Source organism: Geminicoccus flavidas, assembly GCF_009806515.1.
In the GTDB taxonomy this organism is placed as follows: domain Bacteria; phylum Pseudomonadota; class Alphaproteobacteria; order Geminicoccales; family Geminicoccaceae; genus Geminicoccus; species Geminicoccus flavidus.
Genome location: NZ_WUJP01000545.1, coordinates 1 through 10,403, shown reverse-complemented (window position 1 = coordinate 10,403; position 10,403 = coordinate 1). Strand labels below are relative to the sequence as shown.

Below are 10,403 nucleotides of genomic sequence, written 5' to 3'. Positions count from 1 at the left end.
TCGCCCTCGCCACCCAGGATCAGGTCGGCGCCCGCCTGCCCCGAAGCGAGATCGTTGCCGTCGCCACCTTCCAGGCGATCGTCGCCCTCGCCGCCGAACAGCGCATCCGCACCGGTGAGCCCCAGCAGGAAGTCGGCACCGTCCAGCCCCTCCAGGCGGTTGGCGAGGTGGTTGCCTTCAATCCGGTCGCTGCCCTGGCCGCCAAACGCGTTCTCGATCCAGGTGCCCCTGGCGAGGAACAGCGTGCCGGGCAGGCTGCCGCCGCCATCCACGCTCCACCGGTAGGGCTGGCCGAGTTCCGACCAGCTCCCCTCGGCCAGCCAGATCACTGCGCTGCCGGTCTGGTTGGACCAGTCGAGCGTGTCGATACCGCCGCTGTCCCAGATCGTCTGGTAGACCCGGGCGCCCTCCGCCCAGCGCCAGCTGGTGTTGCCGGGCGCGGCCTGGGCGGCGCCGTAGAGGAACTGGATCGCGGCCACGTCCAGGCCAATGGGCGTGGTGGGGTAGAACTCCACGCCATACCCCGCAAGCTCGCCCTGGCCGGGGTGGGAGCGGTAGCTCATGATCGATGCGCCGATCCAGTCGGCGGCCGGATCGAGTGCCGCACCGATGCCGTCGCCGTCATGGGTATGGAGAAGGCCCAGGGCGTGCCCGACCTCGTGCATCAGGGTGAAGTAGCGCCAGGTGCCGGGCGCATAGACCCAGCTCGCCAGATCCGGATCGTCGATCGCCGGGAAGCGCTGCTGGCCCAGCCAGATGTCGCCATGCTCCGCCTCGCCGCCCGGCAGATAGGCCCAGGCGGTGGAGGGGAGCAGGGAGCGGCCGAAGCGGAGCGTACCGGCCTCGCCGCCGCTCTCGGCCACCTCGACGAAGCGGATGTCGGCCACTGCCTCCCAGGCACCCAGTGCCTGCCGGATCACCGCCTGCTCGGCCGCCGAGAAGTCGCCGGCCCAGAAGCCCGGCTCGTCATGGCCGTAGCCGATCCGCCACTGCGAGGCAGCGCTGGCGAAGCTGTAGGTGATGGTGGTCGTGGCCCCGCCCTGGGCCGGTTGCCAGCGGGTGCCGGCGATCAGCGTGTCAGTGGCGGCATCGCCGGTGGAGCCGGCCGTGGCAAAGGCGGAGCCGGCCGATGGCATGGCCGCCAGAGGAATGCCGGCCCCGGCGGCCGGCCGCTCGATCGATGACGCCATGGACCCTTGCCCGCTGCACCTTCTCGGCAGCGGAGCCTAAGGCCCTGCCAGTTAAGGCAAGGTTAAGCGCCATCCGAATTGGGTGGGCCGTCAGCCGCGCGGGCGAAGCCGCCATCGTGCAGGACGTTCAGCCCGGCCACGTAATCGAAGAAAGGCGAAGGGAGCCCGTCGACGGCAACCGAATCGGGGCTGCCGCACTTGGGAAACGGGACGTTCGACCTGTCTTCGGCCAAGCGCTCGTCACAGGTCATCCCAGTCAGCATGGCGCTTCTTGCCGGCCGCAACTCCAGGGGCTGGGCGCCGCACCCCTAAGGTGCGGCGCTACCAGGCCGGCCCTGGCCTCAGAACAGGCCTTCGATGCGGCCGTGCTCGTCGATGCGGATCGTCTCGGCGGCGGGTTTGCGCGGCAGGCCCGGCATGGTCATGATCTCGCCGCAGATCACCACCAGGAACTCCGCACCCCCGGACACCCGGACCTCGCGGATCGGCACCATGTGGTGCGAGGGCGCGCCCTTGAGGTTCGGGTCGGTCGAGAAGCTGTACTGGGTCTTGGCCACGCAGATCGGGAAATGACCGTAGCCGGCGGCCTGCAGCTCCCTGAACTGGTCGCGGATCTTCTTGTCGGCGATGATGTCCTCGGCACCGTAGATCTCGGTGGCGATGGTCTTCACCTTGTCCCAGAGCGGCATCTCGTCGGGGTAGAGGTGGGTGAAGCCGCGGCCGTCCAGGGGATGGCCCTCGTCGCACAGCTTCACGACATGCTCGGACAGCCCGGTGATCCCGGCCGAGCCTTCGGCCCAGTGCGCGCAGACGAACGCTTCGACGCCCAGTTCCTGGCGGCAGTATCTCTGGACGAAGTCGTGCTCGGCCTGGGTGTCGGTCACGAAGTGGTTGATCGCGACCACCGAGGGCACGCCGAACTTGCGCACGTTGCGGACATGGCGGGCGAGGTTGACGATGCCCTTCTTGAGCGCGTCCAGGTCCTCCTTGCCGAGATCCTCCTTGCCCACCCCGCCATTGCTCTTGAGGGCGCGAATCGTGGCGACGATCACGACCGCGTCCGGGGTGAGCCCAGCCTTGCGGCACTTGATGTCGAAGAACTTCTCGGCCCCCAGATCGGCGCCGAAGCCGGCCTCGGTCACCACGTAGTCGGCGAGCTTCAGCGCGGTGCGCGTCGCGATCGCCGAGTTGCAGCCATGGGCGATGTTGGCGAACGGGCCGCCATGGACGAAAGCCGGGTTGTTTTCCAGCGTCTGGACCAGGTTCGGCATGAAGGCGTCCTTGAGCAGGACCGCCATCGCACCCTGCGCCTTGATGTCCTTGGCCAGCACCGGCTTCCGGTCGCGGGTGTAGCCCACGATCATCCGGCCCAGGCGGTTCTCCAGGTCCTCGATGCTGGTGGACAGGCAGAACACCGCCATCACCTCGGAGGCCACGGTGATGTCGAAGCCGTCCTCGCGCGGGAAGCCGTTGGCGACGCCGCCCAGCGAGCTGGTGATGTGGCGCAGCGCCCGATCGTTCATGTCGACCACCCGGCGCCAGGCGATCCGGCGCTCGTCCAGGCCCAGCTCGTTGCCCCAGTAGATGTGGTTGTCGACCATGGCGGCCAGCAGGTTGTGCGCGCTGCTGATCGCGTGGAAGTCGCCGGTGAAGTGGAGGTTGATCTGCTCCATCGGCACGATCTGGGCATAGCCGCCGCCGGCTGCACCGCCCTTCATGCCGAAGCAGGGGCCGAGCGAAGGCTCGCGCAGGCAGATCATCGCCTTCTTGCCGATCCGGTTCAGCCCGTCGCCCAGACCCACCGTGGTGGTGGTCTTGCCCTCGCCGGCCGGGGTCGGGTTGATCGCGGTGACCAGGACCAGCTTGCCGTCCGGGCGGTCCTCGAGGCGCTCGATCACCGAGTGATCGACCTTGGCAATGGCCCGGCCATAGGGGTGCAGTTCGTCCGGCCCGATCCCGACCTTGGTCGCGACCTCCTGGATCGGCAGCATGCTCGCTGCCCGGGCAATCTCGATGTCGCTCGCCATGTCCGCCACGTCTCCCTTTCCGGGCCGCCTCTAGCCGCCTCCGTCGAGGCTAGCAATGAGCACGGACCAGCCGGAAAATGATCGCCTGGGAACGACCTGATCTTCCGTCAGCCTGCCAGGAGGGGGCAGCAATGCCGGGGTCCGGGCGGCGTCGAAAATATTCAAGTGGCTGATCGGGGCGGGGTTCTCGGGTTCGTTTCGCAAGACGTCCTATCCTGCTGCCTCCCACCCACGCGGAAACGCCCTGTGCCGCCGCAGCCAGGCAGCATGACATGGAATGGCGGGTGCTGGAAAGATGCTGGCTCGGCGGCGGCCACCGCCGGAATTTCTGGAGCTCTTCCAAAAGCCACGGGCAGACCTGTCGGGACGATGCGCCCCTTGTAACCGGCTGTTACAAGACCGCACATACTGGTGACGCGCCCAGGATCTATCGATCGGGCAGTCCTGCTGCCGGGGTGATGGGCGCATCGCCTGCGCTGTCACGGAGAATGATGACCGAACTGGCGCCTTCCATTGCGACCATCAACCGGCCGGCCGGCGCCAAGCGTGCCAGGGGCCGGCGCCGACCCGGCTGGCTGGTCGGGCTCCTGGTCCTGCTGCTGGCAGCCGCAGCCGGCGGCTATGCCTGGTGGCGAGGACAGGGCCAGACGGCGCAGGAATCGGTCCGGACCGCCGAGATCGTCCGGGGCGACGTGGCCGACCTGGTCAGCGCGCTCGGCACGCTGGAGCCCGCATCCTATGTGGATGTGGGCGCGCAGGTCTCGGGCCAGCTCACCCAGCTGAACGCGATGATCGGCGACCAGGTGCAGGAAGGCCAGCTCCTGGCGGAGATCGATTCGCGGGTGCTGCAGTCGCGCCTGGCCACCGACCTCGCCGAGCGCGACCGGCTGGAGGGCGTGCTGGCGCAGCAGGAGGCCCAGCGCGCGCTGGCCCAGGCCCAGGCCGAGCGGCAGCAGGCGATGTTCCGGGGCAACGCCACCAGCCGGGACGAGCTCGACATTGCCGAAGCGCAGGTCCGGGTGCTGGACGCACAGATCCAGCAGACCAGGGCGCAGATCTCCGGCCAGGAGGCGACGCTCGCCGCGGATCGGGCGAACCTGTCCTTCACCAAGATCGCGGCACCCATGACCGGGACGGTGGTCTCGGTGACCGCGGTGCAGGGACAGACCCTGAACGCCAACCAGTCGGCGCCGATCCTGCTGCGGATCGCCGACCTCGCCACCATGACCGTGGAGGTGCAGGTCTCCGAGGCCGACCAGCCGAAGCTGGACCTCGGCATGAAGGTGCGCTTCAATACGCTGGGCCGGCCGGACCAGCAGCTCGAGGCGGAGCTGCGCCAGATCTACCCCACCCCTGAGGTGGTGAACAACGTCACCCTGTATACCGCCCTGTTCGACGTGGCGAACCCGGGCGGCCAGCTCCTGCCGCAGATGAGCGTGCAGGCCTTCTTCATCCGTGCCGAGGCCAGGGACGTGCCGCTGGTGCCGCTGACGGCCCTTTCGCCGGCACCCGGCGGTGCCGCGGACGAGCGCGAGGTGCGGGTCCAGCGCCCCTCTGGCGAAGTTGAGAGCCGGCGGATCCGGATCGGGGTCACCGACCGGGTCAACGCGGAAGTGGTGAGCGGCCTCGAGCCCGGCGAGAAGGTCGTGCTGCGAAGCATCGCCTCGGCGCGCGGCGAGGGTGGTGGGCGGCCGCCCATGGGGCCGCGCCTGTGAGCCTCCTGGTCCAGACCCGGCCGCCCGCCGGTGCGGAGGTCCCGGCCGCGGCACCGCCGCCGCTCATCAGCCTGCGCGGGATCACCCGCACCTTCCAGCGCGGCGAGACCGAGGTGCCGGCCCTGCGTGGGGTTGATCTCGACATCTGGCGCGGCGAGTTCGTCGCGATCATGGGCCAGTCGGGCTCCGGCAAGACCACGCTCATGAACATTCTTGGCCTGCTCGACCGGCCGAGCGGCGGCAGCTACCGGTTCGGGCCGGCCGAGGTCGGCGACCTGGAGCCGGCCGAGCGGGCCGAACTGCGCCGCGACCGGTTCGGCTTCGTGTTCCAGCAGTACAACCTGCTGGCCAACGAGACCGCACTGGAGAACGTCGAGGTGCCGGCGGTCTATGCCGGGCGGCCCAAGCACGAGCGCAGCGAACGGGCGGCCGAGCTGCTCACCATGCTGGGCCTGGGCGAGCGGCTGGACCACAAGCCGGCCCAGCTCTCGGGCGGCCAGCAGCAGCGGGTCTCGATCGCCCGCGCGCTGATGAACGGCGGCGAGGTGATCCTGGCCGACGAGCCGACCGGTGCCCTGGACAGCCAGAGCGGGCAGGACGTGATGCGCCTGCTCCGCGAGCTGCACGGGCTGGGGCACACCGTGATCCTGATCACCCACGACCGGCAGGTGGCGCAGCAGGCCGACCGGCTGGTCGAGGTGCGCGACGGGCGGATCATTGCCGACAGCGGGCCGGTCCTGCCTCCGCCGCGCAGCCGGCAGGTCACGGAGCCGGTGCTGGCCGGCACGTCGAGCCTGCCGATCGCCGGCGAGATCCTGAAGACCGCGGCACGGGCACTCTCGGCCAACCTGTTCCGCACTGCGCTCACCCTGCTGGGCGTGGTGATCGGGGTGGCATCGGTGGTGGCGATGCTGGCGATCGGCAACGGGGCGAAGAAGGAGGTGCTGGACCGGATCAGCGCCATGGGCCCGGACCTCATGCTGATCCGGCCGGGGGCGCGCAACGTGCGCACCGCCGACGGCACGGTCGCGACGCTGGTGGACGCCGACCGGCTGGCCCTGGAGCAGGTCGACAACATCCGGGGCGTGATCTCCGAATACACGTTCAGCGTCACCGCCAAGGCCGGCGGCGGGGACTTGGTCACCCAAAGCAACTCGACCGTGCCGTCCTTCCCCGACGTGCGCGCCTGGCCGGTCGAATCCGGCAGCTTCTTCACCGACGACGATCTGGTCGAGTTCGCGGCGGTGGCCGTGCTCGGCCGGACGGTGGCCGACAACCTGTTCCCCGGCGCGGACCCGGTCGGCCAGTACGTGCTCCTGAACAGCATTCCCTTCCAGGTGATCGGGGTGATGGCGGCCAAGGGCGCCACCCCGTTCGGCTCGGACCAGGACGACGTCGTGTTCGTGCCGCTGACCACCGGCCAGCTGCGCCTGCACGGCAAGCCGTTCGTGCGCTCCATCACGGTGCAGGTCGCCGACACCAGCCGGATGGACCAGACCGAGGCCGAGGTCATGGCGGTCATGGAGGCGCGCCACGGGGCGATGGACTTCCAGGTGCGCAACACCGCAGCGATCCTGGAGATGGCGACCGAATCGCAGAACACGCTGACCGTGCTGCTGGGCGCCATCGCCCTGATCTCCTTGCTGGTGGGCGGGATCGGGGTGATGAACATCATGCTGGTGAGCGTCACCGAGCGCACCCGCGAGATCGGGGTGCGCATGGCGACCGGAGCCAGGCCCCGCGACATCCTCCTGCAGTTCAATGCCGAGGCGCTGGCGGTCTGCCTGGTGGGCGGGGTGGTGGGCATCGCCCTGGGTGTGGGTACCGCGCTGGCGCTGGGGGCGTTCGGCCGCGCCGTCCTCCTGAGCCCGGAGCCGATCATCCTAGCGTTCGGCTGCGCGGTCGCGACCGGGCTGGTCTTCGGCTACCTGCCGGCCAGCAAGGCGGCCCGGCTGGATCCGGTCGCAGCCTTGTCCTCGGACTGACGTCTCATGCGCATGCTCCTGGTGCCGATCCTGCTGGCAGGGCTCGCCGCCTGCGACGTCAGCCACCGGCTGGGCACGGTGCCCACCGAGCCCGGCCAGCGCTTCGCCGCCCTGCCGGTCGACGCCCAGCAGCGCTGGCCGGATCCCGGCTGGTGGCGGGCATTCGGGAGTTCGGAGCTGGACGGGCTGATCGCCCTGGCCGCTGCCGGCAACCGCGACCTGCAGGCGGCAGCGCAGCGGGTGGCCCAGGCCGAGGCGCAGACCCGGATTACCCGCGCAGCCCTGTTCCCCAGCATCGACGCGGATCTCGGGGCCAGCCGCGGCCGCTCCTCCACCAACAACGGGAACCGGACGCGCACCAGCTATAGCGGGTCGCTGTCCGCGTCCTACGAGCTGGACCTGGCCGGCGAGCTGCGCGACGTGGCCGAGGCCAGCCAGTTGCGGCTGCTCGGCAGCGTGTTCGAAGAGGACGCGCTGGCGCTCACGCTCACCGCAGATACCGCCGATGCCTACTTCACCCTGCTGGCCCTGCGCGACCGGCTGGCACTGGCGCAGGACACGCTGGACGCGGCGAGAAGGGTGCTGGGCATCGTGCGGGTACGGGCGGCGGCCGGCCAGGCGTCCGAGCTGGAGGTGCAGCAGCAACTCTCGGCGGTGAGCAGCCAGGAAGCCGCGGTGGCAGGGTTCGAGGGCGACGCGCGCCGCCAGGCCAACGCGCTGGCGACCCTGCTGGGCCGGCCGGCGGGCAATCTCACGATCGCCACGAGCGGGCTGCGCGAGCTGGCCCTGCCCCCGGTGATCGCCGGCCTGCCGTCCGAGCTGCTGCGCCGCCGTCCGGATCTGGTCCAGGCCGAGGCGGAGCTGGCGGCGGCGGGCTTCGACGCGCAGGCGGCGCGGGCTGCCCGCTTTCCGGTGGTGGCGCTCACTGCCTCGGGCGGGCTGCAGAGCGGCGAGCTCAGCGACCTGCTGAAGCTGGACGACGCGGTCTGGTCGCTGGCGGGTGCCGCAGTCGCCCCGGTATTCGATGCCGGGCGGCTGGAGGCTGGCGAGGACCAGGCGGTGGCGCGCTTCCAGGAGCTGGCCGCCGGCTATTCCCAGGCGATCCTGACGGCACTGCAGGACGTGGAGGATTCGCTGGTCCTGGTGGACACGGCCGAGCGGACCTTCGCCCTGCGCCAGGCCGCCTACCGGGCGGCGAGCGAGGCCTACCGGATCGCCGAGCTGCGCTGGCGGACCGGCGCCGCCGATTTCCTTTCGGTGCTGCAGGCGCAGCAGACCGCCATCTCGGCAGCCGACACGCTCACCCAGGCCGATCTCGCCCGCTTCACCGCGAGCGTCAGCCTCTACCGCGCCTTGGGCGGCGGCTGGGACGAGGCGCCGGCCGAGCCGCTGCTGGCGAGCATCCGGGCGCGCTCGCCGTAGCGGCGCAGCGCCGGGTCGGGATGGCTGGTCAGGTGAGAGGCGATTTCCCGCCAGAAGTCGGGGATGCCACCCCGCACTGCCAGGTCCAGCCAGATCAGGGCCGGCTCGCGCTGGCCGGCGACGAACAGGAAGCGGGCGAGGTTGAACTGGCCGCGAAAGTCGCCGCCCTTGGCGGCACGCGCGTACCAGCGCCCGGCCTTGTCCGGACGGCGCGGGTGCAGCCAGCCTTCCTCGCGATAATGGCCCAGCATGTTAGCGGCCTTGGGATGGCCCTGGCGCGCAGCGCGCACGAACCAGGCACAGGCTTCCCGCCGGTCCTGCGGCACGCCCTTACCGTCATGGAGCAGGCTCGCGAGGTTGAACTGTGCCCAGTCATAGCTGCGCTCCGCTGCCGTGCGGTAGCAGGCAGCCGCGGCGGCGAGGTCGACCGGGCCGCCCCAGCCGAACTCGTGGCAGCGGCCGACCATGTTGATGCCCTCGACGCTGCCGGCATCCGCCGCCTTCTGGAACCAGCGCCGGCCCTCGGCACGGCTTTGCGGGACGCCGTTGCCGTCCACGCAGAGCTGGCCCAGCAGAACCTGGGCGCGGGTCGAGCCGAACCGGGCGGCACTCTGGATCTGGCGGACCTCGTCCGCCCCGATCACAGCTCGGCCCAGCGGCGCAGGAGGTTGTGGTAGACGTTGGTGAGTCCCAGTACGGCCGGGCTGTCGTCGGGCAGCCGGCGGCGAGTCTCGATGATTGCCATGTCCAGGTCGTAGAGCAGGGCGCGCTCGCCGTCGTTCTTGAGCATGGACTGAGTCCAGAAGAACGAGGACCAGCGGCTGCCGCGGGTCACCTCGGTGACGCTGTGCAGGCTGGTGGCGGGATAGACCACCATGCTGCCGGCTTCGAGCTTCACCGCCTTGCTGCCGTAGGTGTCGTGGATGATCAGCTCGCCGCCCTCGTATTCCTCAGGCGGGGTGAGGAACAGGGTCGAAGAGACGTCGGCGCGCATCCGCATGCCGCCGGCACCAGGGATAGCGCGGATGGCGCCATCCACATGGGCACCGAACTTCATGCCGGTGTCGTAGCGGTTGAACATCGGCGGCAGCACGCGCAGCGGCATGGCGGCCGAGTTGAAGATCGGGTTGCGGGCCAGGGCCCGCAGGATGATCTCGCCGCATTCGCGCACGGCCGGCGAGCCCTCCGGGATCTGCAGGTTGAACTTGCTCTTCGCCGCCTGCTCGCCGGCGGTCACCTTGCCGTCGACCCAGGCGGCCTCTTCCAGCACCTTGCGGACGTGGCGGACCTCTTCCTGCGTCAGTACGTCCTTGATCTGAACCAGCATGATCGGGCTTTCCCGTGGAATGGAAAAAGAGCGGAAGGCCCTCGTGGGGCCTCCACTCCGGAACAATCGACATCCAAGGTCGCGACGGATCGATCAGAAGGTGGCGCCCACCGTCAGCAGGAAGGTCCGGCCCGAGGTCGGGATGGCCCGGGCGTTCTGGTTGGCGGCGTAGTTGAGCTCGTCGGTCAGGTTGTAGCCGTTGAGGGCGATCCGATAGTTCTCGTAGCTGTAGGAGACCACGGCATCGAGCGAGAAGTTCTCCGGCAGCTCGGCCGTGTTCGCGCTGTTGCCGAAGATCTCGTCGCGGTAGGTCACGCCGCCGCCCAGCAGCAGCGCGCCCGGCACCTGCTCGAAATGGGAGAGGACGTTGTAGGTCGTCCAGAGCGCGAACGAGTTCTTGGGCGCGTTCGGGACCTCGTTGCCTACCGTCGAGTCGGCGGGATCGGTTGCGGTGGAACTGCGGATCTCGCTGTCGAGATAGGTATAGGCAGCCGACGCCGACCAGGCATCGGTGAGATAGCCGCCGATCCCGATCTCGAAGCCGCGCACCCGCTGCTTCTCGCCCGTGGCCGTCGACAGCCCGGTTTCCGGGTCGGTGTAGGTCGCGTTGTCCTTGTTGATCTGGAAGATCGAGGCGCTGATGCCCAGGCGCTGGTCGAGCACGCTGATCTTGCCGCCGAGCTCGAAGCTCTCGTTCTCCTCGGGCTCCAGGTTGGGCTGGGCGCCGTTGATCGGGT

The 10,403-nt window shown here is 69.8% G+C and carries 8 protein-coding genes; 3 read left to right on the top strand and 5 right to left on the bottom strand.

Annotation, left to right across the window (positions count from 1 at the left end; genetic code table 11):
• Both EQG76_RS15390 and EQG76_RS15385 read right to left on the bottom strand, forming a co-directional pair.
• A partial coding sequence (locus EQG76_RS15390; RefSeq protein ID WP_159714992.1) for a M10 family metallopeptidase C-terminal domain-containing protein occupies nucleotides 1–1,190 on the bottom strand: 1,190 nt, incomplete at its 3' end.
• 341 nt (nucleotides 1,191–1,531) lie between these two features.
• Nucleotides 1,532–3,217 (bottom strand): formate--tetrahydrofolate ligase, encoded by a 1,686-nt coding sequence (locus EQG76_RS15385; protein ID WP_200840845.1) that lies wholly within the window; start codon nucleotides 3,215–3,217, stop codon nucleotides 1,532–1,534.
• Between the two features lie 491 nt (nucleotides 3,218–3,708).
• On the opposite strand from EQG76_RS15385, the gene EQG76_RS15380 reads away from it, so the two are divergent.
• The 3 genes from EQG76_RS15380 to EQG76_RS15370 are packed head-to-tail and all read left to right on the top strand — an operon-like array spanning nucleotide 3,709 to nucleotide 8,339.
• Nucleotides 3,709–4,932 (top strand): efflux RND transporter periplasmic adaptor subunit, encoded by a 1,224-nt coding sequence (locus EQG76_RS15380; RefSeq protein WP_159714988.1) that lies wholly within the window; start codon nucleotides 3,709–3,711, stop codon nucleotides 4,930–4,932.
• Nucleotides 4,933–4,937: 5 nt separating this feature from the next.
• On the top strand, nucleotides 4,938–6,917 hold the full coding sequence (locus tag EQG76_RS15375; RefSeq protein ID WP_159714994.1) for a MacB family efflux pump subunit: 1,980 nt from the start codon (nucleotides 4,938–4,940) through the stop codon (nucleotides 6,915–6,917).
• 6 nt (nucleotides 6,918–6,923) lie between these two features.
• Nucleotides 6,924–8,339 (top strand): efflux transporter outer membrane subunit, encoded by a 1,416-nt coding sequence (locus EQG76_RS15370; protein ID WP_159714986.1) that lies wholly within the window; start codon nucleotides 6,924–6,926, stop codon nucleotides 8,337–8,339.
• Here EQG76_RS15370 and EQG76_RS15365 read toward each other — a convergent pair.
• From EQG76_RS15365 to EQG76_RS15355, 3 genes are all read right to left on the bottom strand, one after another.
• Nucleotides 8,261–8,983, bottom strand: a complete 723-nt coding sequence (locus EQG76_RS15365) for a tetratricopeptide repeat protein (protein ID WP_159714984.1) — start codon at nucleotides 8,981–8,983, stop codon at nucleotides 8,261–8,263. The genes EQG76_RS15370 and EQG76_RS15365 overlap by 79 nt on opposite strands.
• A complete protein-coding gene (locus EQG76_RS15360; RefSeq protein WP_159714982.1) occupies nucleotides 8,980–9,666 on the bottom strand; it encodes a Fe2+-dependent dioxygenase in 687 nt (228 codons plus the stop codon). The genes EQG76_RS15365 and EQG76_RS15360 overlap by 4 nt, the downstream gene beginning before the upstream one ends.
• A 93-nt stretch (nucleotides 9,667–9,759) precedes the next feature.
• Nucleotides 9,760–10,403: TonB-dependent receptor (locus tag EQG76_RS15355; RefSeq protein ID WP_159714980.1), on the bottom strand; the 644-nt coding region annotated here is incomplete at its 5' end.